19 protein-coding genes and 1 pseudogene are annotated in these 21,212 nt (G+C 62.2%); 13 read left to right on the forward strand and 7 right to left on the reverse strand.

The features are described 5' to 3' along the window. Positions 1-17 precede the first annotated feature (17 nt). Entirely contained in the window at positions 18-1,124 is a 1,107-nt protein-coding gene (locus AC15MQ_RS15460; RefSeq protein WP_483080549.1) for a response regulator, read from the reverse strand. 215 nt (positions 1,125-1,339) lie between these two features. Between AC15MQ_RS15460 and AC15MQ_RS15465 the strand changes: the two genes are divergently transcribed. The 7 genes from AC15MQ_RS15465 (at position 1,340) to AC15MQ_RS15495 (ending at position 5,714) form a co-directional block, all read left to right on the forward strand. After that, complete coding sequence (locus AC15MQ_RS15465; protein ID WP_287669539.1) at positions 1,340-1,915, forward strand: DUF1415 domain-containing protein; 576 nt, start codon at positions 1,340-1,342, stop codon at positions 1,913-1,915. 7 nt (positions 1,916-1,922) lie between these two features. Next, positions 1,923-2,339, forward strand: coding sequence for an alternative ribosome rescue aminoacyl-tRNA hydrolase ArfB (arfB, locus tag AC15MQ_RS15470; RefSeq protein WP_483080550.1), 417 nt, complete (start codon positions 1,923-1,925; stop codon positions 2,337-2,339). A 55-nt stretch (positions 2,340-2,394) separates the two neighbouring features. Beyond that, a complete protein-coding gene (locus tag AC15MQ_RS15475) occupies positions 2,395-2,934 on the forward strand; it encodes a DUF924 family protein (RefSeq protein ID WP_287654717.1) in 540 nt (179 codons plus the stop codon). A gap of 21 nt (positions 2,935-2,955) precedes the next feature. Then, the gene (locus AC15MQ_RS15480; protein ID WP_483080551.1) at positions 2,956-3,369 is read left to right on the forward strand and encodes a secondary thiamine-phosphate synthase enzyme YjbQ; all 414 of its coding nucleotides are present in this window, start codon (positions 2,956-2,958) and stop codon (positions 3,367-3,369) included. Positions 3,370-3,466: 97 nt separating this feature from the next. Further along, entirely contained in the window at positions 3,467-4,345 is an 879-nt protein-coding gene (locus AC15MQ_RS15485) for a 2-hydroxy-3-oxopropionate reductase (RefSeq protein ID WP_287669534.1), read from the forward strand. Then, entirely contained in the window at positions 4,345-5,223 is an 879-nt protein-coding gene (locus AC15MQ_RS15490; protein WP_483080552.1) for an NAD(P)-dependent oxidoreductase, read from the forward strand. Before AC15MQ_RS15485 ends, AC15MQ_RS15490 begins: the two co-directional genes overlap by 1 nt. Then, on the forward strand, positions 5,220-5,714 hold the full coding sequence (locus AC15MQ_RS15495; RefSeq protein WP_287654713.1) for an LEA/WHy family protein: 495 nt from the start codon (positions 5,220-5,222) through the stop codon (positions 5,712-5,714). Before AC15MQ_RS15490 ends, AC15MQ_RS15495 begins: the two co-directional genes overlap by 4 nt. A gap of 54 nt (positions 5,715-5,768) precedes the next feature. Here the strand turns inward: AC15MQ_RS15495 and AC15MQ_RS15500 are convergent, their stop codons facing one another. From AC15MQ_RS15500 to AC15MQ_RS15510, 3 genes are all read right to left on the reverse strand, one after another. After that, positions 5,769-5,987: a hypothetical protein gene (locus AC15MQ_RS15500; RefSeq protein ID WP_287654712.1), complete on the reverse strand. Its 219-nt coding sequence runs from the start codon at positions 5,985-5,987 to the stop codon at positions 5,769-5,771. 314 nt (positions 5,988-6,301) lie between these two features. After that, positions 6,302-9,121: an Hsp70 family protein gene (locus tag AC15MQ_RS15505; protein WP_350495393.1), complete on the reverse strand. Its 2,820-nt coding sequence runs from the start codon at positions 9,119-9,121 to the stop codon at positions 6,302-6,304. 191 nt (positions 9,122-9,312) lie between these two features. Continuing rightward, complete coding sequence (locus AC15MQ_RS15510) at positions 9,313-9,576, reverse strand: hypothetical protein (RefSeq protein WP_483080553.1); 264 nt, start codon at positions 9,574-9,576, stop codon at positions 9,313-9,315. A 120-nt stretch (positions 9,577-9,696) separates the two neighbouring features. Here AC15MQ_RS15510 and AC15MQ_RS15515 point away from each other — a divergent pair, with 120 nt between their 5' ends. Next, the gene (locus tag AC15MQ_RS15515) at positions 9,697-9,831 is read left to right on the forward strand and encodes a DUF6127 family protein (protein WP_483080554.1); all 135 of its coding nucleotides are present in this window, start codon (positions 9,697-9,699) and stop codon (positions 9,829-9,831) included. 110 nt (positions 9,832-9,941) lie between these two features. On the opposite strand, the gene AC15MQ_RS15520 is transcribed toward AC15MQ_RS15515, so the two are convergent. Next, positions 9,942-12,494, reverse strand: a complete 2,553-nt coding sequence (locus tag AC15MQ_RS15520; protein WP_483080555.1) for a DNA phosphorothioation-associated putative methyltransferase — start codon at positions 12,492-12,494, stop codon at positions 9,942-9,944. Positions 12,495-12,752: 258 nt separating this feature from the next. Here AC15MQ_RS15520 and dndC point away from each other — a divergent pair, with 258 nt between their 5' ends. The 5 genes from dndC to AC15MQ_RS15545 are packed head-to-tail and all read left to right on the forward strand — an operon-like array spanning position 12,753 to position 19,718. Further along, on the forward strand, positions 12,753-14,102 hold the full coding sequence (dndC, locus tag AC15MQ_RS15525) for a DNA phosphorothioation system sulfurtransferase DndC (protein WP_483080556.1): 1,350 nt from the start codon (positions 12,753-12,755) through the stop codon (positions 14,100-14,102). Continuing rightward, a complete protein-coding gene (gene dndD, locus AC15MQ_RS15530) occupies positions 14,099-16,144 on the forward strand; it encodes a DNA sulfur modification protein DndD (protein WP_483080557.1) in 2,046 nt (681 codons plus the stop codon). The genes dndC and dndD overlap by 4 nt, the downstream gene beginning before the upstream one ends. A gap of 3 nt (positions 16,145-16,147) precedes the next feature. Further along, on the forward strand, positions 16,148-17,677 hold the full coding sequence (locus AC15MQ_RS15535; RefSeq protein WP_483080558.1) for an FtsK/SpoIIIE domain-containing protein: 1,530 nt from the start codon (positions 16,148-16,150) through the stop codon (positions 17,675-17,677). Beyond that, positions 17,674-18,819, forward strand: a complete 1,146-nt coding sequence (locus tag AC15MQ_RS15540) for an AAA family ATPase (protein ID WP_483080559.1) — start codon at positions 17,674-17,676, stop codon at positions 18,817-18,819. The genes AC15MQ_RS15535 and AC15MQ_RS15540 overlap by 4 nt, the downstream gene beginning before the upstream one ends. Positions 18,820-18,836: 17 nt before the next feature. Then, entirely contained in the window at positions 18,837-19,718 is an 882-nt protein-coding gene (locus AC15MQ_RS15545; RefSeq protein ID WP_483080560.1) for a hypothetical protein, read from the forward strand. 43 nt (positions 19,719-19,761) lie between these two features. On the opposite strand, the pseudogene AC15MQ_RS15550 reads toward AC15MQ_RS15545, so the two are convergent. Together AC15MQ_RS15550 and AC15MQ_RS15555 are read right to left on the reverse strand one after the other, a co-directional pair. Further along, positions 19,762-20,141, reverse strand: a pseudogene (locus AC15MQ_RS15550) (transposase); the annotation flags it as partial. Between the two features lie 161 nt (positions 20,142-20,302). Beyond that, positions 20,303-21,157 (reverse strand): metallophosphoesterase, encoded by an 855-nt coding sequence (locus AC15MQ_RS15555; RefSeq protein WP_483080561.1) that lies wholly within the window; start codon positions 21,155-21,157, stop codon positions 20,303-20,305. Between the last annotated feature and the right edge of the window lie 55 nt (positions 21,158-21,212).

Here is a 21,212-nt window from a genome sequence, read left to right on the forward strand (position 1 = left end):
ACCGCGCGCCAGGGCATTCAGCGTAACGGCAGGGGTTTCCGACCGGCGGCCAGCTCGGCGTGCCGCCCGGCGATGGCGATGAATTCTGCCGCACGCGAGAAGAAGGCATCCACGACATCCGGGTCGAAGTGGCTGCCGCGCCCTTTGCGGATGATCTCCAGTGCCTGGTCCAGGGAAAACGCCTGCTTGTAGGGGCGCGGGGTGATCAGCGCGTCAAAGACATCGGCCAGCGCCATCAGGCGAGCCGAGATCGGGATCGTGTCACCGGCCAGTCGGTCCGGATACCCGGAACCATCCCACTTTTCGTGATGGGAAAGGGTGATCTCCTTGGCCATGCGCAGGAAGGCGACCGGCTGTTCGGCTTCCTCTTCGGCCTGTTCGAGCGCCTGGAAGCCGAGGCGGCTGTGGGTTTTCATGATCGCATCCTCGTCTGCCGTCAGCTTGCCGGGTTTGAGCAGGATGTGGTCCGGAATACCCACCTTGCCGATGTCGTGCAAGGGTGCCGATTTGACCAGCAGTTCGATGTTGTGGGGCGTCAGAAAGGTGGCGAACCGAGGATGCGAGCACAGTTCCATGGCCAGGGTGCGTACGTAGCCCTGCGTACGCCGCAGGTGGTTGCCGGTTTCCGGGTCGCGGACCTCTGCCAGACGCGCCAGAGCGCGAATGCTGACGTCCTCGACGCGCAGGGTGTCGGCCATCCGCCGCGTCACCTCCTCCTCCAGGCTGCGGTTGCGGTCGTGCAACCAGTCGCGGGCGGCTTTCAGTTCGAGGTGGGTCTTGACCCGTGCGCTGACGATCGCCGGCCTGATCGGCTTGGTAATGTAATCGACGGCGCCAAGGGCGAGACCTCGCTGCTCGTCGTCACTGGCTTCGCGTGCGGTGATGAATATCACCGGGATGTCGGCCGTGCGTGGATTGGTCTGCAGGCGCTCGATCACCTGATAGCCGTCGAGTCCAGGCATCATCACGTCGAGCAGGATCAGATCGGGTCGCGGTTCGCTGTCGGCAACGCGCAACGCGCGTTGTCCCGAACTGACGGCACGTATCCGGTAGTGACGACCGAGTAGTCCGCTCAGGACCGCCAGGTTTTCGGGTGTGTCGTCGACGATCAGAATCGTTGCCATGAGCATCCTAGCGGTAAACGGCCCCCTGCAGCCCGGGCATTATTACCGCTTCCAGCCAGTCCGGCAATGCTTCGACAGGTTGAGACGAGCCGTATTCCTGCTTTCCGTTCGGATGTCGGGCCTCGGTTTGCCGCGCACAGAGTTTGCCTCGTCTGGCGCGAATCGCTAAACTGGCCTCGATGGCTCGGTGTGAGTCAGAGGAGCAGCGGCGAATCATGTCCCGGACCAACCCCAGCCACGATGATGCGGTCAACGCCACGCGCCACTGGTTAGAGGAAGCGGTGATTGGCCTCAATCTCTGTCCCTTTGCCAAGGGTGTGCATGCCAAGGGGCAGGTGCGCTACGTGGTCAGCGATGCGCACGATGAGGAGACCCTGCTCGCCGATCTGGAGCATGAGTTGCACGCCCTGCTGGCGGTGCCGTCGGAAGAGGTGGATACCACGCTGCTGATCCACCCCTGCGTGCTCGGCGGTTTCGACGAATTCGTCCGCTTTCTCGATCTCGTCGAGGTGGTCCTGAACATGCAGCGGCTGCAGGGGGTGCTGCAGGTCGCCAGCTTCCATCCGGACTACGTCTTTGCCGACACTGATCCTGATGACATTACCAATTGCAGCAACCGCTCGCCCTATCCGACCCTGCACCTGTTGCGGGAGGCCAGTCTCGACCGCGCGGTGGCCGCATTTCCGGACGCGGCGACGATCTACGAGCGCAACATGCAGACCCTCAGGGCACTCGGGCACGATGGCTGGCGAGCGTTGCGCCCTGGATTCTCGCCAGACGGGTCGAAGTAGGCTGTCGATGCCGGTGCCTTGTCCAGAATTCGACCTGCGCGCGGATGAAGTCGAGTTGACTGCCATCCGCGCTCAGGGCGCCGGTGGCCAGAACGTCAACAAGGTTGCGAATGCCGTCCATTTGCGTTTCGATATCGCTGCCTCGTCGTTGCCCGATGCGCTCAAGGAGCGCCTGCTGCAAAGACGCGATCAGCGGATCAATGCGGACGGCGTGGTGATCATCAAGGCGCAGGCGCATCGGAGCCTCGAACGCAACCGTGTCGACGCGCTCACGCGTCTGCGTCAACTGATTGCCGAGGCGGCCTTCACGCCGGCGCCGCGGCGGCCGACGAAGCCGACGCGCGCTTCGCAACTCCGGCGGGTCGAAAGCAAGGTCAAGCGGGGGATGATCAAGTTGTTGCGCACCCGGGTCGGCGAGGCATGAACAGGGAGTTCCTGATGATCAGCGCCGCCGGATACACCACCAAGGGGGAGTGAAGATGACGCCTGCCAGCGTTCTTGATTTCTGGTTCAGCGAGACGGATCCGGCGCAATGGTGGGCGAAATCGGACGACTTCGACCGCCTGGTCGAAGCCCGTTTCGCGGCCTTGCATGCCGCGGCGCTGCGCTGCGAGTTGTACACGTGGCGAAACAGCGCCGCTGGCCGTCTGGCCGAGGTCATTGTTCTCGATCAATTCTCGCGCAACATGTTTCGCGGCCGCCGCGAGGCGTTCGCCGCCGACGGCATGGCCCTGCTGCTTGCGCAGGAGGCTGTCGCCGCCGGGCTGGATCAGGAACTCGAACCGACGTGCCGGGTTTTTCTTTATCTGCCGTACATGCACAGTGAGTCGCCGGCCATGCACCGGCTGGCCGTCGGCCTGTTCGCGGCACCGGGAATGGAAGGCAACCTCGACTTCGAACGGCGACATCAGGCGATCATCGAGCGTTTTGGCCGTTACCCGCATCGCAATGCGATTCTCGGTCGCGAATCGACGGCTGCGGAGCTTGCCTTCCTGCAGACACCGGGGTCGGCCTTCTAAGGCAACGGGAAAGGAGTCTTCGTGGCCTATCAGCAAAGCTTCGACATCCACAGCCGTGGTCGCGGCAGCACCGAGATCACCGCCGAGGTGGCCCGGGTGGTGCGCGCGGCAGGGGTCGCCAGTGGCCTGGCCCATGTCTTTGTGCAACACACCAGTTGTTCGGTGGTGTTGACCGAAAATGCCGATCCCTCGGTACGTCGCGATCTCGAGATGCTCGCCGCCAGGTGGGCACCGGATGGTGACCCCGCTTATCGCCACGACAGCGAAGGTGACGACGACATGGCGGCACATGCACGCAACATTCTTGCCGGTGCCTCGGTGACGATTCCGGTCAGCCAGGGTGAATTGTTGCTGGGAACCTGGCAAGGGATCTATCTCTGGGAGCACCGAACGATGTCGCACCGGCGTACGCTGGTGGTGACGGTGATCGGATGACGGCGAGAGCGTGGCACGTTTGGATTCTGCCCGCCGGCATGACCATTCCGGATAAACTTTGCCGCTTGATCGGCTGGCAACTCGAAGAGGAGGCTCAATGAAAATCGGATTCATCGGTCTGGGTATCATGGGGCGCCCAATGGCGCTGAACCTGTTGCGTGCCGGTCACGAACTGACCGTCTGGGCGCGCCGCGCGGAGTCAATGCAGCCCCTGCTGGATGCCGGCGCCGGCGCCGCGGCAAATCCCGCCGGCCTCGCCGAAGTTGCGGACGTGGTGATCTCGATGGTTGCCGACGCGCCCGATGTCGAGCAGGTGATGCTCGGCGAGCAAGGGGTGGCGAGTGCCGGCCGGCCAGGCTTGATTGCCGTCGATATGAGCACCATCCGGCCCGCGGCGGCACGCGCGATGGCTGCGCAACTGCTCGCCAGGGGCATCGATTTTCTCGATGCGCCGGTGTCCGGCGGCGAGGTCGGCGCGATCGCCGGAACGCTGTCGATCATGGTCGGTGGCGGCGTCGCCGCCTTCGAAACGGTGCGGCCGGCGTTTGCCTGCATGGGCCACAACATCGTGCATGTCGGCGATTCGGGCGCCGGGCAGGTGGCCAAGGCCGCCAACCAGATCGTCACCGGTGTCGGCGTCCTGACCGTTGCCGAAGCGCTCAACTTTGCCGCCAGGAGTGGTGTTGACCCGGCCAGAGTGCGCGAAGCGCTGCTCGGCGGTTTTGCCTATTCGAAGATTCTGGAGAATCACGGACAGCGGATGCTCGACCGCAACTTCAAACCCGGCTTCAAGTCCTGGATGCACCAGAAGGACATGAATATCGTCATGCAGAGTGCGCATGAACTGGGGCTGTGCCTGCCGGTTTCGGCCGCGACAGCGCAGATGTACAACGCGATGGTCGGTTCGGGCCTCGGCGAGGAGGACTCGATCGCCATCCTCAAGTTGCTCGAACGCCTGTCGGGCGTAGACCACTGATGCGCCTGGGTTTCATCGGCCTCGGCGTGATGGGGCGGCCAATGGCACTGCATCTGCTGCGTGCCGGGCACGAACTGGTGGTCTGGGCGCGGCGACCGGCATCCTGCCAGCCTTTGCTCGACGCCGGGGCGACAGGCGTCGCCACGCCCGCCGACGTCGCGCGGCGTGCAGACGTGGTGTTCACCATGCTCACTGCCGGGGTCGACGTGCAGCAGGTGACTTTCGGGCCCGATGGCCTGGCGGCGGGGTTTGCGGCGCATTCGGTGCTGATCGACATGAGCACCATCGCTCCGCAACTGGCGCGCACCCTGGCGCAGGATCTGCTGGCCCGCTGCGCTGTCGAGATGCTCGATGCGCCGGTGTCCGGGGGCGCGCAAGGCGCCATCGCGGCAACGCTGGCGATCATGGTCGGCGGCAAGGCGACGGTGCTCGAACGCGTGCGGCCGCTGCTGGAAGTCCTCGGCAGGACCCTCGTGCATGTCGGCGACCATGGCGCCGGGCAGGTCGCCAAGGCCTGCAATCAGATGCTGATGGTGGCCGCCATCCAGGCGGTGGCCGAGGCGCTGCATTTGAGCCGCGCCGCCGGTGTCGCCCCGGCCGGGGTGCGACAGGCCCTGGCGGGCGGTTCGGCCGGCAGCCGGGTGCTCGACGTGATGGGCGGCAGGATGGTCGACCGCGACTTCGTCGCGGGCGTCGAGGCGCGCCTGCATCACAAGGACTACGCGATCGTGATCGGCGAAGCGCATCGACTTGGCGTACCCTTGCCGGTGTCCACGCAGGTCGGACAGCAACTCAACGCCCTGATGGCGATGGGCTGGGGGCAGAATGACACGGCGACACTGTTGCGCGTTCTTGAAGCCATGGAAGGGGCGGTATGAGAAGATGTTTCGCACTGCTGGCGGTCGCCTTTCTGAGCGCCTGTGCCGGTCTGGCAGGCCTCGCGCAGAAGCCGGAGGTCAGCGTTGCCGGTCTGAATCTGGTGCAATTCGGCCTGTTCGAACAGCGCTTCGCCCTCAAGCTGCGCATCCAGAACCCGAACGACGTCGAATTGCCGATCAACGGTCTGAATTTCGAGATCGAACTCAATGGACAGCCCTTCATCAAGGGGCTGTCAGACAAGAGCGTCACCATTCCACGTTTTGGCGAGGGGGTGCTGGAAGTGATGGCGACCAGCACGCTCGGGAGCGCGCTGAAACAACTCCGTGAGTTGCAGAAGGGAGGCCGCGAGCGCGTCGACTACCGTATCGTGGGGCGCCTCAACGTCGCCGGCGGTGTTTCGCTGCCATTCGAACGGCGCGGTGATTTGCAGATGCCGGCGGTCGAGAGTCCGCCGAGGAAGGTGCTGCCGCCGGGATCGGACCGGACCTGAGGCTGGCTTGCCGGCTTGTCGAAAGGGCTGGAAAGGCTGGAGGAAGCGTGCGCATCATTCGAGGGGAATGATGAGTTTGTCCCAGCCCGAGCCGTCGTCTTCAAGGCCGATTTTGGCGCCAGGAACAAGCCTGGCCACCCGTGCTTCCACTTCAGCGAGCGATTCTTCGGTCAGATGGAGCGTCCGGCGGTCAGCACCGCAGCGTCGTTCGCGCAACCCGGCGGGTGGCCCCAAATGACATTGACGACGTTCCGTTCCTCTGTGCGTGCGCATTGCTCACTCCTCGAAATCACTTCATCCGCTTCTGAACGTTGCCGCAGTCAGGTGGCAAGAGCTTGCCGAGCGTTGGCGACACACCTTGCACGGTAGCACAGCGCGCCCATTGTCCAACGAACCCCTCCGCCCGTGGCGTGGTTTGGCTGGTCCGGGCTCCGCTTCCTGGCGTGTGGGCGGTGGGCCGGCCGGGAGCGGTCGGGGCGTCGTGCCGGCCTGACCGGCGGATGGCCCGTACGTAAAAACGCGCGGGCGCGGCTGCGGGCCAGGCGGAATTATCCCGACAAAACCGTCCCGACGCCAATGCATCGATTTTATGAGGCCGCGCCATCTGCCCTGCGTGGGCGAGGATTTCGGTCGGCAGGGTAATCCTGTGGGAGTAGTCGCAAGCCGGCCGGCAGGGACTCGCCGAAGGCACGTCGTTCATCGGCCTTGTCGAGTTCGATCACGGTCCGGACCTGGTTGATCCAGGTGACGCTGGCGTTGCTCGCCGTCAAGCGCGCCAGGACCTGCTCGCGCAACGCGTCGGCGAGGTCGCGCGAGCGGTCGCCGGTCAGGCGGGCAATCTGCGTGGCCGCAAAAGCGGCCGGTTCGACGCGCTTCCAGTCGATCGCCAGCAGAGCCTGCAGCCAGCGCTCGGCTACCTCGGGCGGTACCACCTGATGCGCGCTACCGTACAGCGACTGCCGCGCGCCAAGGCGGCCGAGTACCCACCAGCCCAGCGGCTTCTCGGAGGCCTTGCGTAGCCGGTCGAGCAGCCAGTCGCCGATGTCCACCTTGCGGGTGATTGCCAGCCGTTCGAGCGAGGCGACCAGGCGCAACATGTCGTCGTGACTGCCGGCAATGGCCGTCGCCTGGCGGCTACGCGTCCTGGTCGCCTCGCTGCGCAGGCACGGCGCCACTTCGGCCAGCAATTGTTCCTGCTGGGCGGGCGGCAGACCGCCGGCGGCGCGTCGCCAGAGGGTCCACCATTCGGACCAGTTCTGGCTCTCGTGGACATACTGGATTCCCTGCGGCAGCAATTCGCATAGTTGCTCGATCCGCCATTCGTCGAGCGGATCGCCTAGGCCGGGTCGCAGGCAATAGCCGCTGAGGTTGAGCCACAGGCGTTCATGCTCCGCCGAGCGGCGGCGGCGGCGTGAGCGCTGCATCAGGGCGTCGAACAGGGCGCGCAGCAAGGGCATCTCCCAGTCGTCGCGTTTACCCAGCAGGTGTTCGAGATGCGCGCGCAAGCGCCGAACCTCCTTGTTGTCGACCGGCTGCGAGCTGGCCCCGAAGATGCGCTCGATCGCCTGTACGGCGTCGGCGAAACGTGCCGGCAGGGCCGCCGCGGCAGCGGCCGGCGTGCCGTCGTCGCCGCGCAACTGGAATTCGAGCAGCCAGCGACGGGCTGCGTCCTCGCTGCCGACGCAGTGAATTTCGAGCGTGCCGACCTCGGTCATGGCGGTCAGCAATTGCACCCGCACGTCCCGCTGGGTGCTGCCGGCGGGTGCCTGCACGACGGTGGCGATCGGCGGCAGACGGACGAAGTCCTCGTCGTCGAGGGTGGCGATCTCGCCCGGCAGGTAGCTGGCGTCAGCCACCGACGAGGCGAGGTGAAAGCGCACCGGCTGCCCCAGGCGCAGGCTGAAGGTGCGCTCCGGCAGCCGGACTTCGTGCCCTTCCTCGGTGCCGCGCGGCAGTACGCAGATGCCTTGCCGCCGTTGCCCCTGCTCTTCGAGAACCAGGAAATAGCTGCGCGCCGAGCCGCCGCCGATGCGCTGCCCATGCCCTTGCCGGACCAGTGCGTAGGCGACCGCGCCGCGTGCGACGGCGACATCGGGATTGTCGTTGTGCAGGATGCGCAGGGCGGCGCCGCGCCAGTCGCCGAGCGTGGCCTGCAGGCGTTCGGCGAGCGCCGCGGCGCGAAAGACGCCGCCGTTGAACAGTAGCGTATCCGGCAGAGGCAGTTGGCCTGCGCTCAACTCGTCGCCCAGCGCCTGGCGTGCCGCCTGCGCGTGCCGTCTCAGAAAAGCGGCGACATGCCGCGTGATCGCCGGGTCGGCGGGGTAGGGCAGGCCGAATTCGACGATCGCCGCGCGCCGCTGGTGGATGGGCTCATCCGGCGCAACGCGCGGGAAGAAGCCATCGACGATCACCTGCAACACCTCGTCGCGCAGCAGTTCGACGCTGCGGGCGCCGCCGATCAGCCGCGAACCGCCGCCGAGCAGGGTCAGTTGCACGGCCGCGGGGGCGCCGGCGGCCAGGAGCTGCTCCTTGGCGGCACGGCAGCGTGCCGTGAGCTGCGAAAATCGCGCCGCCGACAGGCGACCCTCTCCGGCAGGCAGGCGTCCTTCGACGAGATGGGCGAGGGCGAGATCCATATTGTCGCCACCGAGCATCAGGTGATCGCCGACGCCGATGCGCGTCAGTGTCGGCGTACCGTCCTTGATCGACACCTGGATCAGCGTCAGATCGGTGGTGCCGCCGCCGACGTCGCAGACCATCAGCAAGCGTGTGGCGGCAAGTTCTTCGGCGAGTCGGTCCTGATGCCGGAAGAGCCAGTCGTAGAAAGCGGCTTGCGGCTCTTCGAGCAGGCGCAGATTCGGCAAGCCGGCCTGGCGGGCGGCGGTCAGCGTCAGCGCGCGTGCCCCTTCGTCGAAGGAGGCGGGAACGGTCAGGATCAGTTGCTGCTGTTCGAGTGGCGCCTTCGGGAAGCGGTGCTGCCAGGCGGCGCGGACATGCGCCAGATAGCTCGCGCTGGCCGCGACCGGCGATACCTTGACGACCTCGCTGTCGGCGCCCCAGGGCAGGATTGGCGCCAGGCGGTCGACCGAGGCGTGCGACAGCCAGCTCTTGGCACTGCTCACCAGCCGGCCGGGGACCTGCGCGCCGAGATCGAGCGCCAGGCGGCCGGTGATCACCTGTTCCTCCGCATCCGGCGTGTGCCACGGCAGTTGCAACTCACCGGCAGCGATTTCACCGGCTGCCGGATGGTAACGCACCGACGGCAGCAGCGGCCGCGCCGCCACCTGGCCGGGCCCGACCAGTTGCTCGATCTCGAACAACTCGACCTGGCGCTTGCCCGGCGCTGTGTAAGCGACGACGGTGTTGCTGGTCCCGAGATCGATACCGACGATGTACTGTTTTTTCATGGTGCCATTCATTCATTAATGGGGGACTGGACGAGTGACGTCGACCGATCCTGACCACAGCAAGGCGTCCCGTGGCGCCGAACTCCAAAACGCGGAATCCCGCCCCAGCCAACAAGTGAAGGAGGCGTCCCAGTGACCCGACAATCCTCCGGCGCGTGCGCCGGTGAGGAGCCTCGCAATGCCAATCCCGCTTACCCGATGCGGAAGGCGGCCGCCAAGGAAGTGCGCGAAGGTCTGGTCTCAACCCTCCCAGTCGGAAAGCCTCCGGTAAAGACGTTGGCGATCAGCGGCGTGGCCACGGCAGAACCGTCGATCTTGCCGATGGTAAATGCCGACACCGCCATGAACACCCGCAGCAGGCTATGCAGCAGTTCCAACGAGATGTCCATCAGCGGGCTGACGAAACCCCGCGCCCAGCCGGCGGCGAGGATGGGTGCTGCGGGTTCCTTGCGCATCGACAGTGGTTTCCTCACGAACAGGGAATACCTGCCATTATCGCGGATCGTTGGGTCGATGGCTCATCAGCGTGGGCGCCCGGTGTCGCTTACGTGCCATACGGATGGCGGCTACAGTGCTTGCCGGACGGCCTCGCAGGGCACGAGGTTGCGCCGGACATCAGTGAACTGCCTTGTCTGCTCGGTGCCTTCAACAAGGCGAAGAAGACGGCGGGGCTGCCGATCGTTCGAATTATGGTCACCGGGATGGTGTAGGTGTTGCTTGCCGGCGCGCTGTGAACTCACGTTTGGGGGTGCGCTGTGATCGAACGCGCCTTGGACGTTGCTGAAGGCCACTGATTTTTCCTTGTCGCGTTCGAGGGAACTCAGGGGAGCCCTCCCACAACCCTCGGGACCAGACGACCGCTCTTTCCGAGGGTCATCCGAACGACTTGCCTATCCTGATTTGGCCCATAGCTGATGTGGATCGGCCTATCCTCGCCGTAGAAGTACAAGCGGTCGAAAGGCGTGTTGTCGACAAGCCACTGCGCGACCTCCTGCATATTTTCGTCGTCAACAATGAAATCCACTGCAGCGCCAAGGCGACTACAGATGGGCGCCCCCAGGCGGTTTTTTTCATGCGCAGCATGCTGGTCGAGCTTTGGTTCAATGCGACCCGGAATCTCTTTGGCGAGTTGCGGGGAGCAGAAGCCGTAGGTCAACCGGATCATGCCGAAATAGTCGATTACCGGGTCCAGCACGTGCTCGGCCAACTCCACAAGGGCGTTGTAGCTTTCGGGTTGCATCGGCAAGTTGGCAAGCCCCGTGCGTGCTTGCGTTTCGCCGCACTCAATGATTTGGCGAAAGGTCAGATACCGGCCGCAGGGATCGTCGAGGTTCGGGATCGTGTGTGACCTGACGAGAGCGAAGCCGTCGATACTCCAGCGATACCGGGCCAGCTTGGCAAGAAAAGCTGCGGGTGCCGGTCCATAGCCTGCCCAATCGAAAAGTCCCAACTCATCGATCGCCTGCTCAAAGGCCACCTGTTCCGGGTAATTGGGAAACTCTTCGTTAAGGTAGCGCGACTTGTGGTAAAGGAAGGGAGACTCGTAGTATTCACCGTAGGTGAAATAGTCAATAGCCTGCTCCCGTAGCTTGATTTTGACCCTTTCGATCATACGCGGCAGGGCTTGACCTTCGAAGTCGTCAAAGCGCATCAGGCTGACTTTGCCGGACCGGGTGTGGATTTTGACCAGATCTGCGTTGCGGTAGTCGCCATAGAGTACTGCGGCACATCCAACATATACCCGCAGCACGGCCGGAAGCTGTTCGACGAGACTGACATGCAGTTGTAAAGACTGCCCCGGCTCCAGCCACCCCAGACCACGTTCTGCTGCGTCGTTGCATGCCTGATCGATGGCTGCCAGATCTGCTATCTCGAACAACGAAGCCATTCCCCTGGCCCTGGCGGCGGCATAATCTCCGAAGAAGTGCTTGACGTCCTGTTGCAACCCACGTTCCAGGTGACCATAAGGTTTGCGCTGTTCGAACTGATTCAGTGCGAAATAAACGTCCAGATCGGCGACGCGTGCGGAAGCAGCACGCTCGATCTCAGCCGGGTCGCGGCGTTCCTCCAGAAAGCGAAGAGCCCTGGACAACGAACCAAAACCATCGGTGAGCACGACCAAGTCCTCCACCTCCGACTTGTCCGGCTTCCGCCCGAGCGTAAGCCACAAATCCCATAAGCGATCCAGTGGCTCCCGATAGACGTCGTAGCGCTCCGCTCCACGATCCGGGCGTATTCTCTGCTCCCTTTGGCGTGGGCGCGGGGATGGCCCACGCAGCCGGTTGGACTTACTGCGGTAGCGGTCGACCAGAAAACGCTGCTCGGCATCCTTGTCACGGAAGACGTAGAGGACCCCAGGTGCCACCGGGATGGCCTCCTCATCAAGGACTTGCTCCAGAAACGCCTTGATTTCCGACTGGCTGAAGTACTTCTGAAAAGTCCCTCGTTGCGTTATCACGCCGTCGCGAAACCGTTCACCTCGGGGATCATTCTGATTGGTGAGCATGACCGACACCACGAGCAAGCGCTTTGCCAAGGACCAGGCGCGCGCCAAGGCATCGAGGCGTTCGTCGAAGTCTTCAATGACGTTGATGACGAAGCCGAGGTTGACGATGTCCGCCGCTTCAATCGGGTTGGCCGGAGCGTAGTACGGATCCCAACCGCTGGCGTTCAGACCGTTTTCGCGCAACCCTCGCACATCGTCGCCGCGGCCACAGCCGTAGTCGAAAAGCCGGTAGCGACCATCGAGAAATCCACAACGCGCCAGGGATTGCACCGGCGCCGAGAACCCGTAGCGGACCAATGCAGTGAGTTGCCTTGATGCCTGCCAACCAGTATGGCGCTGATCCTGCACGTCGACTGTGGAAAGGTCAGCTTCCTCGTTACCCAGCGGAAGCAACGCGTGACCCTCGATGCGATAACCCTTCTCCCGCACCAGCGCCAGCCACTGGCGGCGGTAACCGATGCGCTTCGGTTCGTCGAAAAGCCCAACGGACTCGGCCGTAGCGGTCAAGGCTGCGTAGGCCTCGCGCCGTGAGTCGTCCAGCGGCAACAGCAGTTCCTTGCGATGCAGTATCGGCGGATTGAATGACTCAGCATACGTGCGATAGCTCACGGTCGAGCGATCGAGATCCACCAGCCAACTTTCACGTAGCGAGGGAAAGGGGTCTTCAGCGAAGTCGGGGTAATGCAACAGCGAGATGCATGGCCCCAAATCATCGATACGCACCAAGTTGAAATGCACGTGCCGGTTCAAACCAGCTAGGCGCTCGGCCTCTACCACACGCGCCGCGGTGTTTGCGGCAAGACAGGACAGAGAGTCGGTGTGCAGGTAAGTCCGTCTGCCAACGACCTTGGTTGGAATCAAGCGCATTGCCTCGCACCTAGGGTTAGTCTCGTGCTTCATACTGTCAGTAGGGCGCATACATGTGCAGGGAACTTACCTCCTGTGCAAAGGTGGATACTCCATCCTCTGCAAGCAGTTTGTTCAAAGTGAGCAGACCCAACGATTGGCGGTGGTCACACCCACTATACTCATCGGTAATGCCATTGCATTTCATGTGTTTTGGCCGCAGCACGGCGTTCGCGCGTAAAATCTTGAGACATACTTTGAAGTGGCCCACATTTTCCGATGAAACTCCAGGACATCCAAGTGTCGGTCCTACCTCCAGACCAAGAACAAGTTGTTGAAACCCAAGAGTCTTTGCGAGCCCACTACTTCGCCGATCAGCGTCCGTGGGTGGTTGCGTATTCCGGCGGCAAGGACTCGACCCTGGTCCTGCAGTTGGTCTACGAATTGCTCGTGGAACTCGGGCCAACCGCACGCAAGCCTATCTTTGTCGTTGCCTCCGACACGCGCGTTGAGGCGCCAAATGTAGAAGAGTATCTGGCGGACCGTCTGTCGCGGTTAGCCAGCCATGCCCGTGCCAACGGCCTGCCTCTTCATGTACATCGCGTGCAGCCCACGCCCGAACAGAGTTTCTGGGGCAACCTGATCGGCAAGGGATACCCTTCTCCAACGCGCTGGTTCCGCTGGTGTACAACCAAGATGAAGATCAAGCCTTCACGTGCGGTCATCGATGACATCGTGCGACAGTACGGCGGCGCTGTTCTGCTCTTGGGGACTCGTCTGGACGAGAGTGCTAGTCGCGCGCAACGGATGGAGGCTCGCGCTACCAACAGCCGCGGCCTTAATCCTCACAACGAGATTCCGGACGCCTTAGTAATGACACCCATTGCCGAGTGGGCGACCGATCAAGTATGGGAGTACCTGTTCACGCACAATCCGCCCCCTTGGGGTGGCACCCACGACTTCATGCTCGACCTGTATCGGCAGGCCAGTGGCGGCGAATGCCCGGTGGTCCTGGACCTCAATACGCCTTCGTGTGGGGGAAGCCGTTTTGGTTGCTGGACCTGCACTGTCGTCAAGGAAGATAAATCCATGCGCGGATTCATCGACTCCGGCGCGACATGGATGGAGCCCCTCAATGAATTCCGCAATTGGCTCAAGGAGATTCGCGAAGACGCGAGCAAGCGCGACGGCATTCGCCGTAATGATTCCATCGGACCCGGCCCCTTCAGTTCAGAGACTCGCAAACTCATCCTGCGTCGACTCCTGTCTCTGGAGAAGACCGTTGGACGTCGTCTGATCGAGGATGCGGAGATTGCTTACATTCAGCAGCAGTGGGCGGACAAGTTCGATGTCACCGACAGCGCTCTGGCCATTGCCAGAGAGTTCAATAGGGAGGTTGGAACTGTGACCCTCACACCAGAAGACCTGTCCAGGGACCTCGCCCTGATCGATGAGTTGGCTCCGAGGTTCGAAGTGCAGAGTATCTGGGCGACTGACCTGTATAGCCTGGTCACCGAGCGCTACCCGTCACTCGATAGCCCGAGCAGTCGTCAGCAGCTCCTGGAGGATGTAACCAAGGTCGTCGAGAACGCTGTTCGGCAGGCCGACAGGACCGAGCCGGCAGCATGATCTTCGAAAGCATTCAACTCACCAACCTGTTCTCCTATTACGGTGAGCAGGAATTCGACCTCGGTACCCCGAAACCGGGACGCAACGTCTGCCTGATCATGGGCCGTAACGGCTTCGGGAAGACGAGCCTTCTCAACAGCCTCAAGCTGCTTTTCACCGGTGCCGATTACGAACCGTTGCGCCGTGCAGTCCAGCGGAGGCGGATGCCTACGGTTAACCAATATGTCGTGGGAACAGGAGACGACTGGTGGGGCATCATGAACCGGCGAGCGCGCAGAGACAGCCAATCGCGCTGTGCCGTTCGACTCGTCTGGAGTGAGGACGGCGGCCGGGTCACTGCGGAAAGAGCTTGGAACATCGAGAACGGTGTGTGGAACGGCGACGAGTCCCTGACCGTCGCGACCAGCGCTGAAACGTTCAAGGACGAAGAGGCTCAGGAGTTCCTTGATCGTCGCCTGCCACGAGACTATCTGTATTTTTTTCTTTTCGACGGTGAGCAGATTCAGGAATTAGCGGAGGCCAACCGCGACGTTCAGCAGCGACAGATGGAACGTCTTCTCGGGATTGGCGCGATCGATGCCCTTCGGAATGCCCTGAATGTCGCTATTGGGCGCTGGCAGCACAGCGACCTTGAACCTCAGGCGCGCGCGGACCTTGAGCGTATGGAGGGAGAGGCTCGGGGCCTTGAAGCTGACCGCACAGCGTTGGACGTCAGTCGTGCGAATCTGGAGCACGAAATCGAGAACGACACAGACGCGCTGCGCCGCATCGTCCGCCGCATCGAGGGGCTGAGTGCCTTCGTTCATCGCCACGATGAGGTCCAACTCCGCGAGACTCGCGCACGAATTCAAGCGCAGCGGGCTGAGGCCATGGACCTTCTGTCGACCCGGCTTCCGCGGGATATCGTTCTATTAGTCAACCCGTTCCTGGTAACGCGAGCCATGGAACGGCTGAACAAGGTGCTCGGCAGCGATGCCAATGCCCGCGCACGGGTGCTGGAGTCGCTGCTGGAGGTTCTGCCGGCGCGTCTGTTCGACCAGCCCGACTTCCCTGTTCCGGATATTCGCGATAGTCAGCGGGCCTATTATCGCTATAAGCTGGTGAGCGTCCTGGAGCAAGAGGCGGACGCAGCCTGCGAAACTATGGACCCCGCGTTCGGCCCGGATCCCCAGGCAGCCAATGCCGCTCGCGAACAACTCGCCCCATACACAGAAGCGAATGCGCTGCGCTCGGTTCGCGCCGAGGAACTGCGGCGCCTCCAGGGGTTCGCTTCCGAATTGCGCCAATTGGAGGCCGACCTGCTCAACGTGGGGTCGCTCTCAGACGAGGAGAGGACACGCTATGAGCGTTTCGTCGGGGAGCGCGACAAACTTCAACGGGACCTGGACAGTAAAAAGGAGCAGGACAGGGATCTTGCGAGCCAGTCCGACGGTCTAAAAAGAAAACTCGACGAGGTCAGTAAACGCATAGAGCAGACCAAGACCAAACTCGGTCACAATCGGGTCATAGAGGAAAAAATTGCTACGGCTCGTCGTCTCGGCAACCTCTTTGCCGACCTCAAAAGCAGCCGGAAGCAGGCACAGCGGGAGCAGTTGGAGGCGGCAATCAACCAGCACTTTCGGATATTGATGACATCCCATCACCTGATCGACCGGGTAGAGGTGAACGAAGACTTCGGATTGCATTACCTGGACGCTGAAGGTGATCATGTCGGCATGGGCAACTTGTCTGCCGGCATGAAACAACTCATGGCCACGGCTCTGCTATGGGCGTTGAGCGAAGTGTCCGGGAAGCAGTTCCCGTTGGTTGTCGACACTCCCCTGGCTCGCATCGACCTGGCTCATCAGGAGGCCATCCTGCGCTACTACTACCCCAATGCCGCAGCCCAGGTCATTGTGCTTCCCACGGACGCCGAGTTGGACGCGCGCAAACTCCAACTCATTGCCCCGCACGTCTATCGTGCCTATCGTCTGACCAATCCGGACGGCGAGCACACGATCCCTGAACCGGTGGAAGTGTCGGACCTGATCAGGGAGGGCTGAACCATGGCTGACTTGTACACCGACGCTCGTGATGAGCAGACCATTGAAGATGTACTGCTACATGGACTCAGTACGCCGCGTGCCCCAAAGCTGCGCGTCCTGCGCATCGCCCTTGCTCGATCGTTGCAGATACCTACGCCACCGGCGGAAGATCTCGATGGCGGCAGCATGGGCGGGAGCGAGTATGCCTTGGCCCGAGTTACTGGCGCAGGGCTTCCAGCCGACGATGAAGGTCGCCAGGACTATGACTTGGGGGTGCGTGCGATGCTCAGCATCTACCACGGGGAGGATATGTTCCAGGGGGAAGAGTCGGAGCGACGCTATCGCCGTTATCTGCAACGCCACGTTCGCCGAGGTCTTCAAGAAATACGCACCACTTGGCGTGCGGGTCATGACTTTCACGGATTTCTCTACCACGAGTTGTTTGTCGGCGAAGCACCTTCCCCGGGGCGCACGGACCTGGGCCAGGAGATTCTCGCGGGGCTACGCGAGATTGGTGTGTCGGCGCAGATCCGAGGCGTAGAGGATGGACCGCGTATTAGCCGCTATCGGGTCTACCTGGACGACGTGAATCATTACGATAAGGTCAAGCGTGGCCTGGATAAGCTTGGCCTGCACTTGGGACTGTCCACCCGCCAAGGAATACTGCTACAAGAAGACGAAGACCGTGAGCGGGAAGCTCGGGTGCTGGCCCTTGACGTTCCCCGCCCACGGGAAACTTGGCACGCAGTACCCGGAGCGCGTCTCCGGGATTGGGCCACTCAGGCGAAAGACGTCCCAACCCTTACAGTCTGGCCCGGGGTGGACGTTCTTGGGGAGCCGGTACATTTCGATCTGGCCGCCTCGCCCCATCTTCTCATCGGTGGGACTACCGGCAGTGGCAAAAGCGTGTGTCTGCACGCTCTGCTCTTGTCCCTCCTCTGGCGGCTGGAGCCAAAAGACCTTCAACTCACGCTGATCGATCCTAAACGCGTGGAGCTTGCCCACTACGGTGCTTTCCCCCAAGTGACAGGTGGACAGATTATCGAGGACATTGGCGACGCATTGGAGACACTGGACGGCCTAGTCGATGAGATGGAACGGCGCACCCTGCTGTTAAGACAGTATGGGGTTGCCAACCTGACCGAAGGGCGCGAGCAGGGTCGGATCGACCTGCCCTATGTGGTAGTGGTAGTGGAAGAACTTGCGGATCTGCTCTTCCAGTCCCGTGAAGCGGAGTCGCCACTGGTGCGCCTGGCACAGAAGGCGCGGGCCGTGGGAATCCATCTGGTGCTCGCCACCCAGCGACCGGACTCAGACACCTTCAGCGGCCTGTTGCGCGGCAATGTGCCAGGGCGCATTGCATTGTCAGTCCGTACCGGTGCAGAATCCAAGATCATTCTCGACGAAACCGGTGCCGAGAAGTTGCTCGGAGCCGGAGACATGCTGATGCGGCCCCAAGCCGGAGTCGCGACTCGCCGCGCCCATGGGGTCAGGGTCAGCAGGGATGATATCCGGCTGTGTCTGCAAAACGTCCGCGGGAGAATCCAATGAGTGACGTGACAGTTTATGAGTTTCAACCACTCTGGTTAACGCTGGACCAAGTCGGTCCCTTCCAGAGTACGCCCTACGAGATAGACTTCACCGACGAGCAGGACAAACCCTGCAATATTTTCCTCCTGATGTCGGAAAATGGGCGTGGCAAGACCACAGTGCTGGAGTGCATGGCTCTGCTGATGCGTCAACTCGGAGAGGAGGAGCCACAACGATTCGGACAGGAGGATCTGGACCACGGTCGGGGTAGAGTCCAGCTTGACGTGCTGACCCGAATTTTCTGGCAGGGGCGTGATCACCGTATCGTGTTGTCCCTGTTGGCGGGTGCCATCGGCGATAAGACCTTCCTGAAAGTCTGGGACGACTCGAATCTAAAGCGTTATGGGGCAGAAGAGTGGCACAGGACCGGATTCCGCCAGCAGGCGCGCGGACGCTTGGTTGAGATCGACCGCTACAACGAGTTCGTTCAGGATCTTCGTCACACGTTGATCAACTCAAGCCGGATGGCTCCCGAGGGTTTCGCCAACTCCACCCTAAGCCTACCCACGGCACTGCTCTTTCCGGCCTACCGGGACATTCCTCCTGTCCTTGATCTTGGCGAGCGTCCGATCATCCAGCCCGAACATTGGGCTTACCGCACGGCGCACGAGTTTGCTTCTCACGGAACTCACTGGACGGCATCACTCGACAACATGCTGGTCTGGCTGATGTGGTTGAACAATGGCAGCTACGAGAGTGCGGTGAAGACGGTGAACAACACGGTGTTCGGGAAGCCCTCGGACAAGTTCTTGGCGGCCGAGATTCGCCGCGTTCCGCCCGAAGCGGTCGTCCATAGCGGCGGACAAACCCACCGCCTGGATCGACTATCGAGTGGAGAAAAAAACCTCACGCAGCTCTTTCTCCGCATTGGTGCCCACAGTACCCGTAACACTTGGATATTGGTGGACGAACTGGATGTCCACTTGCATGTTCGCTGGCAACACAAGGCGCTGAATCTGATGAAGATCCAGGTACGCGAGCAGCCGGGTACTACGGTCATCGCCACAACACATTCGATCGAGATTCTCGAGGCATTCCCCATCGACATTTGCGAGGAAGGCCTGGTCAAGGGCGGATGGATCATCGAGCAGGACCTACGCTAGGCAGGTAAGGGAGGGGCATGAGCGGATTCAAGAAACTGAAGCAGACCGATAAGCTCGTTTTGAAACAGCGTGGCGGGGTAGTTGTCTTCCTAGAGTCGGGTGAGGACTTTGAGATCGTTCATAAGCGCTGGTTCTTCAACGAGGGGCAAGATATCTGGTTCCAACCGGCCGATGGTTATGAACTTGGAACTGGCGGGGGTGGTTGCAAGGCCGTCATTGCTTTGGTAACCGAGGCCAGGGCCTACGGGATCAATGCGTTCGGCCTCGTTGATCGGGATGTGCTTCTCAGCGATCAGAATTGGCCCCTGTGGTGGCAGGATCTGGACCAGATCTTCCTGTCCGCGCGCCCGTACGGGGACCACATTCGCGTCCTGCTGCGCTGGGAACTGGAGAATTACCTGCTTGATCCGGATGCAATGAGGATTGAGGCGAACGATGCGGCGTTGACATCGAGGCACACCGCCGAATCCGTATTGACATCCTGCTTTGAGTGCGTCGATGAGTTGAAGGACCGGACTTCAGCAACCGTCGCAGCGAAGGAAGCTAATCTCCCATCACTTGAACCAGGCTTCGGATGCAATCCAGTGCAACATGGCTCCGATCTGACGACTGCCTTGCAAGGCACTTTGAGCAAAAAAGGACATCCCGATGCTGCCAAGGCCATGAGTACGGCACGCCAGAAGATTGACAAGTTTGACTCACCAGCCGCCCCTCCCCGAAAGCGGTGGGAGCATCTAATGCGAATGCTGGACGGCAAGGCTGCACTCAAGTACATCAGCCACAGGACCGGAATCAGGTTCGATGAGCGGCGCGCAGGGCTTGCCCGTCAAATGTACCAAAGGGGCTCCATCCCTGCCGAGATACTCGGGTACATCGAAGATTTCAAGAATGCAGCGTAGTTCTACTTTTTCCCGCGCTGCTTCAAGCAGTAGCGGACGCAATTTCCCCTATGGCCAGATGAACCTTGCGCCAGGTGCGGTGCTTGCTGCCCCCGTGCTGACGCACCATTCCATGGTCGGCTTTCCACAGCTACCGGCGGAGGCGGCGCGAAGCGATGCTTCACGCCGCCTCCGCCCATTCGCCTTCGCCGAAGATCTTCAGGTCGGTCGAATCGACCACCACATGTGTCGGTCCTTGGCTCGGTCGGCGCGGGATCTTCACCGAAAGCTCACCGGCCCATCGCGACATGTGCGTGTGGTCCAACCCCGGCATAGGTCCAGGTGGCACAGGCGCATCAGCGACTTGATCAGTCTTTCCGTGGCGCGGTAGGGCAACTGAAACACGGCCTTGATCGTCAGGCACGTCTGTATGGCGGTCTCTGATTACTGCCAATGTGAATTCCTGAGTTGAAGTAACACCCATGCTGGATCGCGCCATCTGTTCCGTGCCACCTCCGGCTCACCAGGTGCGCTTGTGTCGAACGCGCAAAAATAAAGTGTCGTCAGCGAGTAGCTGTGGTTATCGCGGATCATTCGCCCGCAGATTACCTTCCTGGTGCGCCAGTGTTTCGCAGTTCCTCGTTTCCACCAAGGCGCAGGACGACGGTTTCCGGGGGGCAGTTGAAACGGATGGGGAGGATGCTGGTGCCGATGCCGGCGGTTACCCAGGTCGCTGCCGGCACGTCGGGAATCCAGCCCCAGGCCTGTTCGCGAGGTGCTCTCCCCGGCGTGATCAGGGCCCCGAAAAACGGCAACCTGACCTGGCCGCCGTGCGTGTGGCCGGCAAAGGCGACCAGTGTTTGCGGTGGCAGTGACGGGGCGTTGGCCGGGTCGTGCATGATCACCAGCAGTTTCGCGTCGGCAGGGACGCCGGCGAAAGCTTTTGCCGGGTCGGCGTGGTCGGTCATGTCGTCACCGATGCCGGCCAGCCACAGCCTGTCTTCGGCGCCTGGCAGTGGCAGCGCGCGGTTGTCGATCACCCGGATACCGACCGTTTCCAGCGCCTTGCGCACGCGTTCGCCGTCAAGCCACCAGTCGTGGTTGCCAAGGACGGCGAAGACGCCGAGCGGTGCCTTGAGCAGCGCGAGTTCGCCGGCAATGCTTTCCGGTGCGACCGGCTGGCCGCCGAGGACCCCGTGAATGACGAAGTCGCCGGGCAGCAGGATGATGTCCGGGTGGGCGGTGTTGATCTCCCTGACCACTCGACGCAGCAGGGGTAGCCCGGCGTGCGGGGCGCCGACATGGAAGTCGGCGGCCACCGCGATGGTCAGCGGCGGTCCGGCCCAGCCCGGCGCCGCCAGCCGCAGTTGCCGCTGCTGCAACCAGCCGGGTTCGAAGCCGATGCTCCAGGCGAGCACGCCAAGCAACAGCGCGAGCACAGCCAGCGAGGCGCGCTTCATGGTCGCCCTTGACCGGCGTCGGTGCTGCCGGCAGTGAGCGCGGGCGACGCCCATG

Source organism: Candidatus Accumulibacter propinquus (genome assembly GCF_056856495.1).